This is a genomic window from Leptospira bourretii, from assembly GCF_004770145.1.
Lineage (GTDB): Bacteria > Spirochaetota > Leptospiria > Leptospirales > Leptospiraceae > Leptospira_A > Leptospira_A bourretii.
Window position 1 is genome coordinate 32,539 of the sequence record NZ_RQFW01000016.1, and the last position, 17,494, is coordinate 50,032.

16 protein-coding genes are annotated in these 17,494 nt (G+C 35.6%); 7 read left to right on the forward strand and 9 right to left on the reverse strand.

The genetic code is table 11. The features are described from left to right. Positions 1 to 123: 123 nt before the first annotated feature. A complete protein-coding gene (locus tag EHQ47_RS10510) occupies positions 124 to 699 on the reverse strand; it encodes a WG repeat-containing protein (RefSeq protein ID WP_135749710.1) in 576 nt (191 codons plus the stop codon). 385 nt (positions 700 to 1,084) lie between these two features. On the opposite strand from EHQ47_RS10510, the gene EHQ47_RS10515 reads away from it, so the two are divergent. The 3 genes from EHQ47_RS10515 to EHQ47_RS10525 all read left to right on the forward strand — a co-directional run bounded on the left by EHQ47_RS10515 (position 1,085) and on the right by EHQ47_RS10525 (position 5,162). Continuing rightward, positions 1,085 to 2,968 (forward strand): AMP-binding protein, encoded by a 1,884-nt coding sequence (locus tag EHQ47_RS10515; RefSeq protein ID WP_135748270.1) that lies wholly within the window; start codon positions 1,085 to 1,087, stop codon positions 2,966 to 2,968. A gap of 55 nt (positions 2,969 to 3,023) precedes the next feature. Further along, a complete protein-coding gene (locus EHQ47_RS10520; protein WP_135777155.1) occupies positions 3,024 to 4,460 on the forward strand; it encodes a RecQ family ATP-dependent DNA helicase in 1,437 nt (478 codons plus the stop codon). Positions 4,461 to 4,577: 117 nt separating this feature from the next. After that, on the forward strand, positions 4,578 to 5,162 hold the full coding sequence (locus EHQ47_RS10525) for a chemotaxis protein CheD (protein WP_135748268.1): 585 nt from the start codon (positions 4,578 to 4,580) through the stop codon (positions 5,160 to 5,162). A gap of 57 nt (positions 5,163 to 5,219) precedes the next feature. On the opposite strand, the gene EHQ47_RS10530 is transcribed toward EHQ47_RS10525, so the two are convergent. From EHQ47_RS10530 to EHQ47_RS10555, 6 genes are all read right to left on the reverse strand, one after another. Then, entirely contained in the window at positions 5,220 to 5,588 is a 369-nt protein-coding gene (locus tag EHQ47_RS10530; protein ID WP_004784508.1) for a response regulator, read from the reverse strand. Positions 5,589 to 5,600: 12 nt separating this feature from the next. After that, the gene (locus tag EHQ47_RS10535; RefSeq protein ID WP_135748267.1) at positions 5,601 to 6,632 is read right to left on the reverse strand and encodes a protein-glutamate methylesterase/protein-glutamine glutaminase; all 1,032 of its coding nucleotides are present in this window, start codon (positions 6,630 to 6,632) and stop codon (positions 5,601 to 5,603) included. Beyond that, a complete protein-coding gene (locus tag EHQ47_RS10540) occupies positions 6,629 to 8,497 on the reverse strand; it encodes a chemotaxis protein CheA (RefSeq protein WP_135748266.1) in 1,869 nt (622 codons plus the stop codon). The genes EHQ47_RS10535 and EHQ47_RS10540 overlap by 4 nt, the downstream gene beginning before the upstream one ends. Before the next feature lie 8 nt (positions 8,498 to 8,505). Then, a complete protein-coding gene (locus tag EHQ47_RS19935; RefSeq protein WP_135748265.1) occupies positions 8,506 to 10,026 on the reverse strand; it encodes a HAMP domain-containing methyl-accepting chemotaxis protein in 1,521 nt (506 codons plus the stop codon). A 15-nt stretch (positions 10,027 to 10,041) separates the two neighbouring features. Further along, a complete protein-coding gene (locus EHQ47_RS10550) occupies positions 10,042 to 10,566 on the reverse strand; it encodes a chemotaxis protein CheW (protein WP_135748264.1) in 525 nt (174 codons plus the stop codon). A 73-nt stretch (positions 10,567 to 10,639) separates the two neighbouring features. After that, on the reverse strand, positions 10,640 to 11,875 hold the full coding sequence (locus EHQ47_RS10555; protein ID WP_135748263.1) for an ATP-binding protein: 1,236 nt from the start codon (positions 11,873 to 11,875) through the stop codon (positions 10,640 to 10,642). A 760-nt stretch (positions 11,876 to 12,635) separates the two neighbouring features. Between EHQ47_RS10555 and EHQ47_RS10560 the strand changes: the two genes are divergently transcribed. The 4 genes from EHQ47_RS10560 (at position 12,636) to EHQ47_RS10575 (ending at position 15,312) form a co-directional block, all read left to right on the forward strand. Then, positions 12,636 to 13,199: a hypothetical protein gene (locus EHQ47_RS10560; RefSeq protein ID WP_244290307.1), complete on the forward strand. Its 564-nt coding sequence runs from the start codon at positions 12,636 to 12,638 to the stop codon at positions 13,197 to 13,199. 111 nt (positions 13,200 to 13,310) lie between these two features. After that, positions 13,311 to 13,730 (forward strand): LIC11213 family lipoprotein, encoded by a 420-nt coding sequence (locus tag EHQ47_RS10565; protein WP_414467805.1) that lies wholly within the window; start codon positions 13,311 to 13,313, stop codon positions 13,728 to 13,730. Beyond that, positions 13,727 to 14,281: a YceI family protein gene (locus EHQ47_RS10570; RefSeq protein WP_135749849.1), complete on the forward strand. Its 555-nt coding sequence runs from the start codon at positions 13,727 to 13,729 to the stop codon at positions 14,279 to 14,281. Before EHQ47_RS10565 ends, EHQ47_RS10570 begins: the two co-directional genes overlap by 4 nt. Continuing rightward, positions 14,263 to 15,312 (forward strand): DUF5777 family beta-barrel protein, encoded by a 1,050-nt coding sequence (locus tag EHQ47_RS10575; protein ID WP_425269573.1) that lies wholly within the window; start codon positions 14,263 to 14,265, stop codon positions 15,310 to 15,312. The genes EHQ47_RS10570 and EHQ47_RS10575 overlap by 19 nt, the downstream gene beginning before the upstream one ends. 194 nt (positions 15,313 to 15,506) lie before the next feature. On the opposite strand, the gene EHQ47_RS10580 is transcribed toward EHQ47_RS10575, so the two are convergent. Next, entirely contained in the window at positions 15,507 to 16,523 is a 1,017-nt protein-coding gene (locus EHQ47_RS10580; protein ID WP_135749851.1) for a hypothetical protein, read from the reverse strand. Positions 16,524 to 16,726: 203 nt separating this feature from the next. Next, a complete protein-coding gene (locus EHQ47_RS10585) occupies positions 16,727 to 17,494 on the reverse strand; it encodes a response regulator transcription factor (protein WP_135749852.1) in 768 nt (255 codons plus the stop codon).

The following is a 17,494-nucleotide window of genomic DNA, read 5'->3' on the forward strand; positions in this document are numbered from 1 at the left end:
TCGTGAAAACAGGGAAGATACTGTCACAGGTTATTTTGATTTTCCAAATGAAAGGTTTGTTTTGTCACTCCCCACCCCAATTTTTGTCAGTGTAAACACTAGTTTGTTTCTTCTTTTGTATTCTTACTGAAACTTAATTTTAATTTTTGTTTGGTTCGTTGTTACATTTGCAGTTTTCTTTTTGAAATCAATTGAGTCGATGGAATCGTATTCGATGGGAATGACAACGTTCCCTTTTTTGTTGATGGCTCCATACTTTCCTCCGACAATTCGACTATGTTCTCCATCTGATTTTGATTCGCAAGAATTACAGACAATGGAAAGTCCATTCTCAAAAGGAAAAACAAAATCATAGGTAGCGGGGATTTGTTTTTTGCATTGAGGATTGAAAAATCCAAACTTTTTGTTTTCCACAAATCGTGCGAGTTTTTCTGAGTATTCATCCGGACCATTATCATAAGGAAATACTTCCAATAGAATTTTGTTTTGTGTATTGATACACAGCCATCGGTTTTCACTGACGACAAATCCTACCAATTCTTTGGAGAAATCCATTGCATGTTGGTATTGTGGTTTGATGATTACTTTACCGGATTTATTTTGATAACCATAAAGTCCATTTTCTTCAAAGGCAACGGGACGATTGGGATTTGCCAAGAGCGGAAACACAAATAGGAAAAGAATAAAAGTTTTTTTCATAAGACCTACAGATATCAATTTTTTAATTTTTCTAATCACCTACAGGGTGGATTTTTTTATTTTTTCGATACGCAATGAATACAAACAATTAGCGTAAAAAAAAGACAATTCAAAATGATTCTAAAAAAGTAGAACCACATCCGACCCAAAGGTCTTGTTAGAATGGTAAAAATACCTTCGATGTCAAGTTCTTTGGATTCATTCTAAATTTTTATAACAGATACTGGTTAAACTGAACAGCATTATATAATTACAATATGAATGATAATGTATATAGGATATATCTATTCCCTAAATGAGTTAATTGTTTTCGTTTTGAATTATAAATTTTGTGGTTGGGATTTTTAAGGAACTTGCATCTTATAAACAATCAGGCAGGAATAAAATGGAACAAGTGGTTCACGATGATGAAAAAATGAAATTTTGGATGTCTCTTGTTGATCGGATTTTTTGGAATACAAAACCATCAATAGTTTATGATAAAGGTGATGATGGTCTTTACCACTGGTTCCCTGATGGAGTTTTGAATACTTCCTATTTGGCTTTAGATTTTCATGTTGAAGCAGGTAAAGGGGAAGAGACAGCCATTATTTATGATTCACCTGTAACCAAAACAAAATCCAAATTATCCTATCGCGAACTTTTAGAATCTGTTGAGAAAATGGCATTCACTTTGGATTCGTTAGGTGTGAAGAAAGGCGATACGGTTGTTATATATATGCCGATGATTCCGGAAGCACTTGTTTCTATGTTGGCCTGTGCAAGGATTGGAGCTGTCCACTCTGTTGTGTTTGGAGGATTTGCACCTCATGAATTAGCTGTTAGGTTAGATGATTGTCGCCCAAAAATTGTAATTACAGCTTCTTATGGAGTTGAAATTTCGAAAATAATTCCTTATAAACCATTGTTAGATGAAGCAATGCATCTTTCTTCTCATAAACCAGATTATGTGATTCTCAAATCAAGACCAAACTTGGAAGTGATCATGCATACAGGAAGAGATTTTGATTGGGATGAATTGATGGAGACAGCTGGCAAAAAAAAGGCAGTAAACGTTTCTTCAGGAGACCCACTTTATATCCTTTATACTTCTGGGACAACAGGAAAACCGAAAGGTGTTGTCAGGGATAACGGAGGTCATGCGATCGCTATGCATTACTCCATGGAAGTTATTTATGATATGAAACCTGGAGAAGTTTTTTTTGCTGCTTCTGATGTAGGTTGGGTTGTCGGACATTCTTATATTGTTTACGCACCGCTCATTTATGGCTGTACCACTGTATTGTATGAAGGAAAACCTGTCCGAACACCAGATGCAGGAGCTTTTTACCGAATCATAGAAGAATATAAAGTTAAAACGTTGTTTTGTGCACCGACTGCTTTTCGGGCCATTCGAAAAGAAGATCCAGATGGTAAGGAACTTTCTAAATACAATATTAGTTCATTGAAATATTTGTTTTTAGCAGGAGAAAGAACAGACCCAGTGACATACGATTGGGCTTGTGAACTTTTAAAAGTTCCGGTTGTAGACCATTGGTGGCAAACGGAAACGGGTTGGGCCATTGCTGCCAATATGATGGGAGCTTCTCCTCTTCCAACAAAGGCTGGTTCGGCGACAAAGCCAGTTTCAGGTTTTGATGTCCGAATTTTGGATGAAGAAGGTCATGAACTAAACCATGGCGAAAAAGGAAATATTGTGATCAAACTACCTTTGCCTCCTGGATGTTTGCCAACACTTTGGAATGATCATACCAATTTTGAATCTTCTTATTTATCTCATTACCCAGGTTATTATCTAACAGGAGACGGTGGTTATTTTGATGAAGATGGATATCTTTTTATTCTTGGGCGAATCGATGATGTGATCAATGTGGCAGGTCATAGACTTTCTACGGGAGAGATGGAGGAAATTGTAGCAGAAAATTCTTCCATCGCAGAATCGGCGGTGATAGGCATTGCTGATGAAATCAAAGGGCAAGTCCCGTTGGCAATTGTTGTTTGTAAAGATGGAATTACAATCGACCAAAAATCGATTGAATTTGATATCACACATCGAATTCGAGAAAAAATTGGAGCAATTGCATCTTTAAAGGCAGTTGTATTTGTAAAAAGACTACCAAAAACTCGTTCTGGAAAAATTCTACGTAAAACAATGCGTAAGATGATCGACGGCGAAACATATTCTGTTCCATCCACCATTGACGATCCTTCTATTTTGGATGAAGTGATGGATGTTGTTCGGATAAAATTTCCTAGAACAAGTAATTGATTTAAATAAATAAAACATCGTTTCATCAAACAAAAAAAATCACGGTAGTGTCTATTTGAATCTTGATGAAGCAAAATTAATCTTTGGTATTTCTCAGTTCCGTGGAAATCAGGAACATATTATCCAACACATTCTTTCTGGACAGGATGCGTTGGTACTTATGCCGACGGGAATGGGCAAGTCTTTGTGTTATCAAATCCCGGCAATCACTCTGCCAGGTATTTGTATAGTCATTTCTCCATTGATCGCTTTGATGAAGGATCAAGTAGCCGCATTACAAAGAAAAGGTGTATCAGCCGAATATATCAACTCTAGTTTAGGAAAAGCAGAGCGAACGGAACGGTATACAAAACTTAAATCAGGTGATTATAAAATTTTATACGTTTCTCCAGAACGTTTTCAGAAAAAAGAATTTTTGGATGCACTGAGTGGCCTTGCCGTTTCCTTATTGGCAATTGATGAAGCACATTGCATTAGCCAATGGGGTCATGACTTTCGGCCTGACTATACAAAGATATCTTGGTTTCGCGAAATATTAGGTTATCCAGTAGCAGTGGCACTGACTGCTACTGCTTCTAAACATGTCCAAAAAGACATCATTTCTCAATTGGGCATCTCAAAAGAAAAAATCAAAATTTTTGACGATGGATTGTTTCGTCCTAATTTGAAATTATCCGTGGTGGATTGTTTTGATTTAGAGGCAAAATACAAAGCCATTTTAGATGATTTAAACCATACACATGGAGCAACGATCATTTATTTTAGCCTTATCCAAGAGTTGGAAAAATTTAGTCACTGGCTTGATACAAAGCAGAAACGACATTTTGTATATCATGGCAAACTTTCTCCAACACACAGAAATAAAATACAATCTTCTTTTCTCAAATCGGAAGAAGGGATTCTTCTCGCAACAAATGCATTTGGGATGGGAATTGATAAACCTAACATTCGTAATGTCTATCATGCACAGATTCCGGGGAGTATCGAATCTTATTATCAAGAAATAGGGCGTGCCGGTAGAGATGGTGATCCTTCTGATTGTAAACTCTATTATCAACAAGAAGACCTAACTGTTCAAATGGAATTTATTGAATGGCAAAATCCTGACCGAACATATCTAAAGAAACTATTTGGAACCTTGTTACAAAAACAAAATGAATTGTCTGGTTTAGATTATGAAACCTTACAAGGTTATATGAGTTTTAAAAATAAAGGGGACCACCGAATCCAAACAGCCTTGAGTTTGCTAGCAAGTAAAGGGTTAATTTCTGGGGAGTTAGAGAAAGGGACATTGCAGATTGAGTCTGAATGGTCTGACTCCTTTTTTTCTGAAGCCGAATTACTTGAGAAAAAGAAAGAAAATCAAAAGAGGTTGTACCAAACTGTATTGTATACCAAAACAGAAACATGTCGGAGAGAATTCATTCATAACTATTTTGATTCTGAATTTAAAGAATGCGGAAACTGTGATTTATGTGAGAAAAAAGTTTAAATACCCTTGTTGTGTGATACGGTTTCGATAACTTATCAATTTTTAAATCAATTAATTCGTTTGGCATCTCTTGTTTTATTCTTAAAAACCGGTTACAATGGTTATTAGAAAGTGAGCATGAATGTGATCTCCTTTCATCGGACTGGTCATTGTGTGATGAAACAGAAAGTGTATTTGAATATCGGTGAAGCTTATTTTACTTCGGGGATATATGAAATTCGGACAATTTTGGGTTCTTGTGTTTCTGTATGTTTGTTTCATGAAAGAACAAGACACAGTGCCATCAATCACATTCTTTTACCGGGAAGTTTGGGTAAATTAGAAGAAAAACAAAGTTTACGATATGGAATTACTTCCATGGAATTATTGATTAACGAATTTGTGAAATTGAATATCCCTAGGGATGAACTAAAAGCAAAAATTTTTGGTGGCTCTCAAACTCTGAAATTAACAACAAACAATGCAGGTCCGAAGAATATAATGTTTGTTAAGGATTTTTTGCAGACTGAAAAAATTCCAATTATCAGCGAAGACACAGGCGGCGAATTATATCGAAAACTAGTTTTTCATACAGATAATTACGATGTTTTTATTACTAAACTTCAAGCAAATGGATCAAACGAAATTCTAACGCAAGAGCGTCACTTCGAAACTAAGGTTCGTGAAAGAATGGTTAAAAAAACATCAGTATTTACTTTTTAATCCGCTGACCCATTCATTAAAAATGGGTTTAGGATCGGTCTTTTATACTATTTCAACTTAACCGATAATTTTCTTTAATACTTCAATTAAATCTTCATCATCAAATGGTTTGACAATCCATGCCTTTACTCCCGCATCCTTTCCTGCTTGGCGCAGGTGGTCACTCGATTCAGTTGATACGATCAAAATATTTGCACCATTTCCTTTTGGGTGAGCTAAAAAGTCTCGAGACAACTCAATTCCATTTTTTCCAGGCATATTGACGTCAAAAACACAACCGTCGAAAGGTCCATTGAGTTCTAAACTTTTCATTGCTTGTTCTGCATTTTCGGCTTTGAAAATTTCATAACCTTCATCTCCAAGTACCATTTCCATTAATTTCAATGCAGTTGGTGCATCATCGCATAGTAATATTTTTTTTGACATTTTTTAACTCCCTTATGATTCTAAAATTTGTAAAATAACGTTGGGTATATTAGAAAGGCTGACTTGTTTTTCGACAGCACCTAATAAAAAAGCTTCTTTGGGCATTCCATAAACGACACTTGATTCTTCATCTTGTCCAACAGTCCTCCCACCAGCATCTTTTATACCTTTTAATCCGATTGCTCCATCTCTGCCCATTCCTGTTAATAAAACAGCCAAACAGTCGTTACCCATTTTTCCTTTTGCAATGGAATTAAATAACACATCGACAGAAGGGCGATGACCACTCACTTTATCAAATACTTCTAATTCTAAATAATACCGACCTGCCATGCGTCGGACAAGTAGATGTTGATCCCCAGGAGCAAGATATACGTGGCCGGTCTCAAGGATATCACCATGTGCTGCTTCTTTGACAGGAAGTCCCGTAGTTTGATTCAGTCGTTGTGCAAACAAAGTTGTAAAATGTTCTGGCATATGTTGGACCACAACAATGGGCGGAAGATCATTCGGTAATTGATGTAAGATAAAATCCAGGGCTTGCGTACCTCCGGTAGAAGCACCAATTGCGATCAATTTGATATTGGTTTGTTTCCCTTTGAGACCTGTTAGTTTTGAATTGGCTGTTGGTATTATATATTGTTTAGGTTTTGTAAGGATTCCCAGTTTTTTTATTTTAAATGTTAATTCTTCTAACATTCGCAAAAAATCAGATTCAGTACCATCTGGTTTTTTTACAAAATCCATAGCACCTCGTTGCAGAGCTTGGATTGTTGCATTTGCTCCAGTGACCGTATATGTACTTAACATAATCACCGGAGTGGGAAAATTTGGAATTAGCCAATCTAAAAATTCAATGCCACTCATTCCTGGCATATCAACATCCAAACTAATGACATCTGGACGTAGCTGAGGAACTAACCTTTTTGCTTCTAAGGCATTAGCAGCAGTACCAACAACTTGTATGGTTTTGTTATTGGCAAACATTTCCGAAAGCACATTTCTTACTACGTTTTGGTCATCAACAATCAATAGTTTGATCATGATTCGCTTCGGTGCATTTTCTGGAAAATAGACTTAACATCTAAAATTAAACTTACGTTTCCACTACCAAGAATTGTAAAACCATTCACTCCATTTGCTTCTTCTAAAATTCCTTGTAGCGGTTTGATGACTACATTTTGATTTCCAACAATTTCATCGACTCGTATGCCTAATAATTTTTTTTCATATTCGAGAACAATCATCAAAGGATCTAAACCTTCATAAACAATCTCTTCTCTATGGTTTAGGATTTGGTTGATATCAAAGATGGGAATAAAAGTACCTCGAACATCAATTACTTTCTGGTTGTCTTCCAGTGGAATTTCTTTTTTCTCTCGAAGGCTTACAAACTCTCTTAGTTCAATGGTTTGAATTGTAAAAAACTTTTTACCAATACGAACCACGGTTCCTTCCATAATTCCAAGAGAAAGTGGAATCCTTAGAATAAAACTTGTACCTTTCTGCAAGCGGCTATGGATTTCAATTTTTCCCCCCATTTTTTCAATATTTTGACGGACAATATCCATACCGACACCTCTACCGGAAATATCTGTTATGGTCTCCGCTGTAGACAAACCTGGAACAAAAATTAGATTATATACTTCTTGGTCTGACAAGTGTTCGGTGTCTCCGCTAAGAATTCCTCTTTCAATTGATTTTTGGATGATTTTCTCTCGATTCAACCCACGGCCATCATCACGGATCATGACCCAAACTTCATTGACTGATTGTCTTGCACTTAGTTGGATGGTACCGACTTCTGCTTTGCCATATAACATTCGTTCTTCATTAGTTTCGATTCCATGATCGATCGAATTTCTAAGAATGTGAATAATGGGGTCGGCAATTAAATCCACAATGGATTTATCTATTTCGGTCTCCTCTCCACTAATGTATAAAGCAACTTTTTTGTTTGCTTTTTTCTGAAGATCACGAACCAAACGTGACATCTTTTGAAAAACACCGCTAATGGGTATCATTCTGGTAGATAATGCAACCTCTTGCAAATCTAACACAATTTTGTGGAGACGATTGATAGAAGAATTAAAATCTTCATTTCGTAAAGATTTGAGAAGTGGATGTTGGGTTACATTCGATTCAGCAATCACTAACTCTCCCACTAAATCCATGAGTGCGTCCAATTTTTCATTTGCTACTTTGATTTCTTTTTTCTGAATGGTCGCGGTGGTAGCAATGGGTTCTTTATCTAATTGTGTTTTTTCCGGTTTTATTATTTCTGTAGTTTTTTTCTCCGGGTTATTTGTTTCCGCATGATAGTGTTCGTTTGTTATTTTGGATTCAGTTGGAGATGTATTTGGAGATTCACCGAAAATTTCAAACGCAGGTTTTTTTCTCGTAACCGTTGTTTCTGTTTTTGGTTCTTCTTCACCAAATATTTCAAAACTTTTTTTCTTTTTAGGAATTGGGATTTCTGATTCGGTAATTTGATTTTCGGAATTTAACTGTTTGATTTCTCGTTTTAATACTTCAATAATAGCATCTGATTCATCATCTAACTCTGGGTTTGATTTCGTTTCATCGACTTTGTGCAGTAACCTTCGCAACTGATCACAGGTATTGATGAGTACTTGGCAAATGTCTTCATTAGGAAATTTTTTTTCTTTGCGTAAAATATCCATCAGAGTCTCAGCTTCGTGAGATATCTTTACTAAACTTTCTAACTTTAGTAATCCCGTCGAACCTTTGAAGGTATGTACTGCACGGAACAGATTGTTGATCAGATCTTCATCATATTCCCCGGATTGGTCATTGATTTCCTCGATTGAGAGGATTGCTGATTCGCAAACTTCAATGAGTTCAAAACCTTCAGGAATGAAGTCGAGTAAGAGTTGTTCTCTTCCCATAACTTATCTCAAAATTTTTCAGTTAAGGAGTTATGTTCGATTCCCGAACCAAAACCGTTGGATGATTTATTGTTTTTTCCAAATTCTGCTGCTATGTTCTTAAGATCACCTGGTCTGTTCGTGTTATTTTTCTTTTGTTTTGCTAAAGCAATTTTTTCTTGATCAATATTTACGAGTGTTCCCATAATTTCCATTAGGTGGCCAGATTGTTCTTTGAGCTCATTGGATGTAGCGGCAAGTTCTTCTGAAGAGGAGGCAGCAATCTGAGTTGTTTGATCCATTTGTGTCATTGCGAGTGAAATCTGATTGATACCGGAGGATTGTTCCCTTGATGCATCTGCAATAGAAGAAACGAGTTCTGCTGTTTTGCTAATGCTTGGAACAATTTCTTCGATCACCTTTCCGGCTTCTTCGGCAAGCGAAACACTATTATATGAAAGTTGATTAATTTCTTGTGCAGCTACTTGGCTCCTTTCGGCGAGTTTTCTTACTTCATCTGCAACAACAGCAAATCCTTTTCCATGTTTGCCTGCTCGGGCCGCTTCAATTGCTGCATTTAGCGCAAGTAAGTTGGTTTGGTAAGCAATTTCTTCAATGATTTTGATTTTAGAAGAAATATTCTTCATTGCGTCGAGGGTTTTGAAAACAGATTCTCTGCCTTTGGTTGTTTCCTTTGCTGAGTTAGATGCAATCTCATTTGTTTCAATTGCGGCTTGTGAGTTTTGGGTCACAGAAGATGACATTTCTTCAATTGAAGCTGTTGATTCTTCAATTGATGCGGCTTGTTCACTGGCCCCTTGGCTCAGCGAATAGGCAGTAGAGGAAACCTGTTCTGCGGCAGTTGATACGGTGGTTGCAATTTCAACAGCAGAGTTCAGCGCTTTGGTGATGCTGACGATAATCCAGGCAGCGATCAGGATAGAAACGATAGCAGATACGATAAAGAGACCTGCCATGAAAAAAAATATCGCCTGATAGTATTCATCTGTTAATTTATTCGCTTCATCCATATCTGCCGCAGCCATAGAAGCAATGTCATCTGCAATGGCGTCAAATTTATCTGCAGCGGGACGTCCTTTCTCACTTGATATGTCTTGTGCTTGTTGGGTTAAATTCTTTAATGCTACAACTTTTACTTCTTCAAAAGCAGCTGCATAATCGTCATATGCTGCTCTTAATTCTTTCAGTTTTTCTTTATCTTTTTGATTTCCTAGTTTCTCTAAGTCTTCAATAAACTTAAAAAGGTCGCTTGAGTATTTTTTTCTTGCAGTCAACCTTTGGTTCATTAGTTCCATTGTTTGATCAAGGATTAAGTTTTTTTCGTTTCGGGCAAGCCATATGAATTTAGTTCTGATTTTTTCAGAGAGTTGCACTTTCGGTGAATAAATTAAAACTAAATCAGTTACTTTATTGTTAAATATGTTTACGCTATAAATCCCTGATCCTGTACCAACACCAATAAAAAATATTAGCAAACTGAACCCAAGGATCAGTTTGCCTTTGACTGTCATTGATTTTAAACTTAACATATTTTGTTCCTTCTTTTAAGATTGATTGCTAATAGCTGCATCTAATGCGAGTTTGTCTTCGTCTTTAAGTAGTTTTTCGATATTGAGCAACACTTTTACTTCATCACTCACCTTTGCTATTGATTTAATAAATTGGTTACCTTGGTGTTCTCCAAATTTTGGTGCTTCTTCCATATTGTTGGGAGGAATTTTAATTACTTCTTTGACCGTATCAACAATTAGCCCAATCAACTGTTGATTTACGCTGAGAATGATTACGCAGGTTTTGTCATTATATCCTATTGATTGCATTCGAAAACGATCGCGAACATCAATCAGAGCAATTACTTTTCCTCGAAGGTTGATGACTCCTTTGATAAAAGTTGGCATGTCTGGAATCTCTGTAATGTTTTGCATACCAACAATTTCAGTGATGAATTTGATTTCGATTCCATAACTTCGATCGGCAAGGGAGAAGATAAGGTAACGGCCTTCTAAAGTGTCTTCATCATCATAGTCATCGTTTTCATCCGATAGGGATTCAATTTCTAAGTTATTCATTTTCTCACCTATGTGTTAGCGAAGAATCTTATAATCAAATGTATGTACAGAATAAAAGTTGAATTATTCTAATTTATGGAACAATATCGAACTCTAAAGTAACAGAAACCTCGGATGATTGTTCATTATAAATATTGGAATCTAAAAGGTTGAGGTAAATTTTAGCATTCATATCTTCTAAAATCTTTTTCACAATTGGTAATCCAAGTCCCAATCCAAATTCTTCTTTTGAAAAACGTTCATCCACATATTTGTTTACTCGGTAAAAAGGTTGAAACAAAATGATTTCTTCTGATTTTTTGAAATCGATTTGTTGGATTGACTGATCCATCGGTGCGTTTAAAATTTTAAGTGAAAGTTTTTCACCAACTTTCATAAAAAGAATATAGATACTTGAACTTTCGGGGCCGTATTTCATTGCGTTGATGAGCAGCTCTCTAATTGCAGTTCTTAATAATTTGAAATGGGATTGAAACTTACTTTCTGCGCCTGATTGTAAATTTGAAATGTGAAACTTTTGGTTTTTGATGGTAGTCATATCTGAAAGATATGTTACCTCTTCTTGAATCATATTGCGAAAGTCTTTTAGAGTTGTTGTTTCTGTTTTTGCGGCACTGCCTTCAAATACAATTTGAGCTTCAGCCAATGTTTGTACTAATTTTTTTGTACTACTAAAATTTTCTTCTAACAATTCATAAATGGTTGAAGGGATGATGTGATGATTCCCTTCTTTTTTTGCTTTCCTGAGTAAGGAGCCAACGGTAGTGACCAATGCACCAAGCCCTGAACCTTGCATCAAAGAAGTGTTTAAATTGGGGAGTGCTTTTTCCATCCAATCTCTGTGATTGCCTTTTCCTTCAATTTCATGTCTCCAATTGAAGATTTTAATGATTTCTTTATGTAGGTTTTCTTCATATTGGATCACTGAACGCTCTACTTCCAATAAATCTCTATCAGGTTCTTCCTCCGTCTCCAATGCAGAGAATAAAACAAACTTTTCGGACTGTGATGGAAACACACAAGGTGCAAGTTGAATGACTAATTGGAATTTAGGAAATGAATATCGGGCTACAAAGGAAGTTCCTGATCCAATCACTTGGGTGAAGGATTCTTTGAGTGAGGCAAATGATTCGGGTAGAAAGTCTTGAAATGATTTCCCAATACTAGATTGATCAATGCCCCATGGGTTTGATTTGGAAGGAACTGCTTCTAGTACATTCCCGTTTTCTGAAAGAAGAACATAGTTCCCATTAGGAAGAGAGGAAAACAAGGCATTTGCAAAATCTTTAATTGTGGTATCTGTGGACATCCCTGCCATTTTCCCTACTAAACCAAAATTTGAATCCGTTGCGAACGGCTTTCATTTATAACATAATCAAAAATAAATACAAGAGGTCGTATGAAAAAAAGTTCCTCAATACTGAGGAAAGACACGGCGGAAACTATGTCGTATGTCCATTGGATTTTGGCCAGTAGGTAGGATTTTGCATTCGTTCGAGAAGTATTGCTTTGAGAATATTAGAGTAAAAATAAATTAGAATATTTTGATTTACAAAATATATTAATTATTTATTTCCCTATTTTTTTTATGTTGTTTATTAAAGAATAGAATTTTGATAAAATAGGGTTTTCTCTTTTAAAGAGAAGAAGCTAGCGTTTTTTCTTGTGTCAGAAGATATTATTTTTGCAAAAATCCGATCAATCATTTTGTTCCATCTTTGCATCCTTCATAAAAAGATTATCAGTTTATTTATAATGAAACGGATTTAATATTATGAAATTATGTTTGGTGTAAATTAATAGTCTATTGGTATATTGATTCATTTTTTTGTCTGTTGTAAGATATAGAATGGTTTGAGTTCCTTATTTTGCTAAAGTTTGATTGTGATAATTGTAGTTAGTTGATTGGTTTATAACATCTGATGTCAATGCATTCGCTACAGAGATTGTATTCTGGTGAATTTATAAAATATTTTTTTTCTCCAGATTCCCGTCCCAGGACGACAGTATAAAATTTATCAAGTAACATCCTTTTATAGAATATTATGTTCTTTCTAGTGGAGGATAACTTGAAGACAAATAGAGTATGGAAACATATAACAATTACAAAGACGTTATTAATTTTGTTCACGGGAATGTTTACTTTTGTTTTGGTAAATTGTTCTGACGGAAAAAAAGATGATACGTCGAGTGCATTACTTGCGCCGCTTCTTCTCTTGACTTATGCGCCAAACCCCGATTTACCTGAGCCAGCATTGAATTCTGTGAATTTAACGATTGGAAATGATAAGTTTACAAAGACAATCGGTGTTTGTAGAGGGAATTTCGGAGTAGATGATAATATAATGATTCCTGGTAATGATTTCTCTTTACCATCATTCTTTCTTCATAAAGTCGATTTTACTAAAACTAGTGATGTCTCTGTAACTCCTGCAGGTAGTTTTCTGTTAAACGTAGATACTCAAAACGGCAGTTACGATCCAGTATCATCTTGCCCTGTCAAGATTATGGAAAACTCGAATACGGTGTATGACATTCAGGTAAAAGATTGTCCTGTCGATAAAATTGTTGGTGCTGTAACACCACCAACTAACATCATTTCGTTTCGTGTGAGATGTACGAAAGGTCTATAAAAAAACAGAAAGTTTATCCATAAGAGAATTATGGTATAGTTGAAATTTAGTTCCGATACATCGGTTTCGATGTATCGGTTATAAAAAACAAAGGGTAATTTTGTGGCAAAAATTCAAATTCTTAAGTCAAGTGGTTTTGTTTTACTTCTTGTTTTATCTGTATTCTTAAATTGTAGGAATGAAAAGAGTTCTGATAAAGAGGGAGTGTTAGAGTCTTATGCATTGTTGTTAGGTTCTAGCACTCCTCTTGCGGAAATTACGGATGCAGATTGCACAGACCCTGCACCTACTTTTGCAACTCTTGGCCAGGCTGGAACAACTACAACTTGCGCCAATTGTCATAACGCTGGTAACGCTAATGCTGGTTTTGACATCACTTCATATAACAGCACTAAAAATAGAATCACCGTTGGAAATCCAAGGGGAAGTTTGTTATTTAATAAAATTAATACGGGATCGATGCGTATATACAATACAAATTCTATCAATAAAGCTGTCTATTGTTGGACGCTTAAAGGCGCAAACCCCTGATTCCTTCTAATACAAAGAGCCTGTTTCTTCTTTTGTGGATCGTAACAACCAACCTTTATGCTGACAAAAAAATCAAAGAATTGGTCGTAAAAGAAGCAAAAATCCAATTTATAAGTGAAGCACCTCAGGAAACGATTCGAGGTAACGTAACAAAAGTTTTTGGGTCTGCAAATTTAGAAACGAAAAAAGTTTCCATTCAAATCGATTTGAAAGCGTTAAATATTCCGAGTCGGATGATGAATCGTCACATGCACGAGAACTATCTCGAAACGGAACTATATCCAAATACAAACTTTGTTGGAGTGATTAAAAGATGGGATATTAAATCTAAAATTGTGGAAATTGAAGGAGACCTCACTCTACACGGAGTCACTAAGAAAAAATTTAAGATCCAAGGAAACATTGAAGAAACTGAAAAAGATTTTTTGATTCGTTCGAATTTCGAAATTCATCTAGCTGATTTTAAAATCGAAGTACCAAAGTTAGTGATTTTAAAACTAAACGATACGATCCAAATCGAATCTGAAATTTTATGGAAGGATCAAGAATGAATTATTGTTTATTTAATTTTATTTTTTCACTCATTTTCCTTTCGTTTGTATTACCAGTTTACTCTCAAGAACTAAGGAAAACTGCTTTTTTAGGAACTAGTTTGATTCATATGCCGAGTACGGAAGATGTCGGCAAAAACGGAATTGATTTTCGATTCAATCACCGCTTTGGAGATGCAAAGTCCACTTCCTATGATTTTTTTGGTTTGGATCAGGGTGCCAATACGCAGCTATCTTTGGATTATGGAGTTACAGATCGAATCACCGTTGGAATAGCTAGAACTTCATTTCAGAAAACTTATGAAGCTAGATCTAAGGTCCGTTTGTTGACTCAGGATTCTGATTTTCCTTTAACGATTAGTGTATTCGGAGTTTTTGGTCAGGAAACTTCAAAACAAGAACAATTTTTTGGTCCACACCTTCGTCCTTCAACAGGAATTCCGGCTTTGGATACAAATCTCGAAAAACAATTAAACACTTATGAATTGAGTGATATGGATCGACAAAGCACTTTATCTTCAATATTGATTTCGAGAAGATTCAATGACTTTCTTTCGATTCAGATATCTCCTATGTTTGTTCACCGAAATTACGTAAAAGAACATCTTTCTAATGATCGAACAGGTTTAGATTTGTCTTTTCGTTTCCATCTTTTTAAGCGACTAGACTTAACGTTTGCAACAATTTTGACTCCCAAAAGGGATTACATCGGTGATTCATATGAAAGCGAGGATCGTAAAACAAAAATTGGTGGTGTGGAATATTCCGTTTCTGAAGTGAATGATTTGATCGCAAAGGGAAGGTTGGTCGATGCTTTTGTAAACAACGTAATTCTTTCTAAACCTGTGGAATATACTTCTGTGCCATTTAGTACGGGAATTGATTTCGAAACAGGAGGCCATGTCTTTCAGTTTTTTGTCACGAACAGTCGTGCGATTGCGCACACGCAACTACTTCGAGGTGCCGATTACAATTACAATAAAAAAGAATGGACTATTGGTTTTAATATCCATCGTTATTTTTCTTTGTAAAAAAACTTATCAATTTACAATCAATTGTCCCAAATCGTTTCAATGAAATTCTTGATCCTAACCTTACAAAATTTTTATCGAATTTGGTGCTTATTCGTATCTTAACATAGAACATCCTAACTCCAATGTAGTTTCAATTTGAAAGTTATGGGAGTTTTCACATTCATGGTTTTATTTCTAATCATTCACCTTTATTATTCTAACCTGGCACGATTTGCAAATAAAAATGTATTAAAATTTCCGTTTTCGTCTTCGATCCAAACTATACTTTGTAATGCGACGCATGTATATTCATTCACTTGGGGATTAAAGGTTGAAGAAACAGAAATAATTCCTTCAGGCAATGGGGGGCCGTCTGCGGGCTCCCAAAGATATTCGAATGCATCAAAACCTAACAGTCCCCCTGTATTATGATCAAAGCCCTCAACACTTATATTCGCAAACGTAATGCCATTACCATGTTTGTATTTTGCTTTAAAATTCCACTGTCCAGCTACATTCGTTACTTCTATACAATGTCCGTTGCAATCTCCAATGGTGGTTGGAGCAAGTGCTGCTCCTAAACAATCACGGTTGTGAGAGAAATTGATTTCTTTGGAAGATGATCCAAATTCATTTCTTGCTACAAGGATTAGTTTTTGTTTTTGATTGGACCGATGGATAAAACTAAACCAAATCGCTCCTCCAGGATTTGGAGTGGCCGGTGTTAACGTTTTAAAGTTTGTCGCATTCACTACTGTCCCATCAGGTTCTAATCTTAAGTTTCTTTTTCCGATATATGCAGTAATCGTTGTTTGGTCATGAACTGGTAATTGGAAACTAATGTTATCAATTAAAATTTTTCCGTAAATTCCGAATTGGTCATCCACTAAGGGAGCATTGTTCACATGGGTTTGCGGATCGTTCAGTATAGGGGCATTTAGAGGTTGTCCAGGATTGGCGGGCGGACCGACAACAGGTGGGATGGGTGGCAACAATCCTCCGCCTGACTCGTCGTTGTTAGAGTTTGTGGATGTCTGAGTTCCCGTTGCCAAACCCAATAGTCCAAGTGTATTTGTTTTGTCTGAATTTTTTTCTTCCTTTGCACAATTAATAAACAATAAAGAAAGAAATAGAACAAAATAGAAAACCGTTAAATACAACATCCGTTCTAATGATTTATTTTTTATAAAATAGAATGAACTGTTCGCCAGATCTTTTACCTTAAACATCAGAAAGTCTCCAAAACCAATTGAAAAAGTTTTATTAATAATCAATTGTATTCTAATTCGGTTTGAATTTTCTGTCTTCCTGGGACGGGAATCAGGAGTGAAATTTTGACTTTTTTGGAATCGAAACAACCATCTAGTTTTCAAATCTAGATAATGGTGTAAGAAAAAAAATTACACAAATGGATTTGGAAATTTATTTTCTGTTATATGGAATCAGATGTGGAAGTTTTTTGTCTGAATTCAGAAGCAGTAATTTTTAGTTCTTTTTTGAATGCGTCGTAAAAACTGGAAAGCGATTTATAACCCACTTCAAAACCAATTTCACTTACATTTTTTTCTGGGTATTTGAGTAAAAGATCTTTTGCTTCTTTGATTCTATAACTGTGTAGAAAGGAATTAAAGGTTGTTTGTTTTTTACCGTTTAAAAATTCTGAAAGTTGCCTTGGGTGTAACTCCAATTCTTCGGCAAGAACTTCGAGAGATAAATCTTCATTCAAATAAATTTTTTCTATTTCCATTAAATGGGATAGCCGATTTTGAACTCGTTCCAAGTCCACTTGTAATAAACGAGACTTTGTATATTTTTGTTGGTCTCCTCCTCTTTGGTAAGTGCTTGCAAATAGAGAATGTCTTTCCAGCGCCAAACGCAAACGATCTTCCGAAATGGGTTTTGGGATAAAGTCAATGACACCATATTCAAATGCTCTAATTGCATTGTCAGTGTTTGCGGAGACTACAATGGTATTGGTAAAAAGAGTAGGGATCCTCTCTAAAATATCAAATCCATCGAATCCAAAAATATTAAGATCTAAAAAAAGAAGATTGGTTGGCGATTGTTTTAATTCCTTATCAGCTTCATCAATGGAAGTCACATGTTTGATTTCACTTATCGCTGATTCGAAAATTATATGCAATAATTTGGTTAGAAATTTTGCGTGAACTGGTTCGTCTTCTAATATCAATATTTTCAT

Coding starts and splice junctions, on each gene's coding strand:
- EHQ47_RS10510 (WP_135749710.1), bottom strand. CDS start 699: ATGAAAAAAACTTTTATTCTTTTCCTATTTGTGTTTCCGCTCTTGGCA.
- EHQ47_RS10515 (WP_135748270.1), top strand. CDS start 1,085: ATGGAACAAGTGGTTCACGATGATGAAAAAATGAAATTTTGGATGTCT.
- EHQ47_RS19935 (WP_135748265.1), bottom strand. CDS start 10,026: ATGTTAAGTTTAAAATCAATGACAGTCAAAGGCAAACTGATCCTTGGG.
- EHQ47_RS10550 (WP_135748264.1), bottom strand. CDS start 10,566: ATGAATAACTTAGAAATTGAATCCCTATCGGATGAAAACGATGACTAT.
- EHQ47_RS10540 (WP_135748266.1), bottom strand. CDS start 8,497: ATGGGAAGAGAACAACTCTTACTCGACTTCATTCCTGAAGGTTTTGAA.
- EHQ47_RS10525 (WP_135748268.1), top strand. CDS start 4,578: ATGAATGTGATCTCCTTTCATCGGACTGGTCATTGTGTGATGAAACAG.
- EHQ47_RS10585 (WP_135749852.1), bottom strand. CDS start 17,494: ATGAAAATATTGATATTAGAAGACGAACCAGTTCACGCAAAATTTCTA.
- EHQ47_RS10530 (WP_004784508.1), bottom strand. CDS start 5,588: ATGTCAAAAAAAATATTACTATGCGATGATGCACCAACTGCATTGAAA.
- EHQ47_RS10555 (WP_135748263.1), bottom strand. CDS start 11,875: ATGTCCACAGATACCACAATTAAAGATTTTGCAAATGCCTTGTTTTCC.
- EHQ47_RS10580 (WP_135749851.1), bottom strand. CDS start 16,523: ATGTTTAAGGTAAAAGATCTGGCGAACAGTTCATTCTATTTTATAAAA.
- EHQ47_RS10535 (WP_135748267.1), bottom strand. CDS start 6,632: ATGATCAAACTATTGATTGTTGATGACCAAAACGTAGTAAGAAATGTG.
- EHQ47_RS10575 (WP_425269573.1), top strand. CDS start 14,263: ATGGAAGGATCAAGAATGAATTATTGTTTATTTAATTTTATTTTTTCA.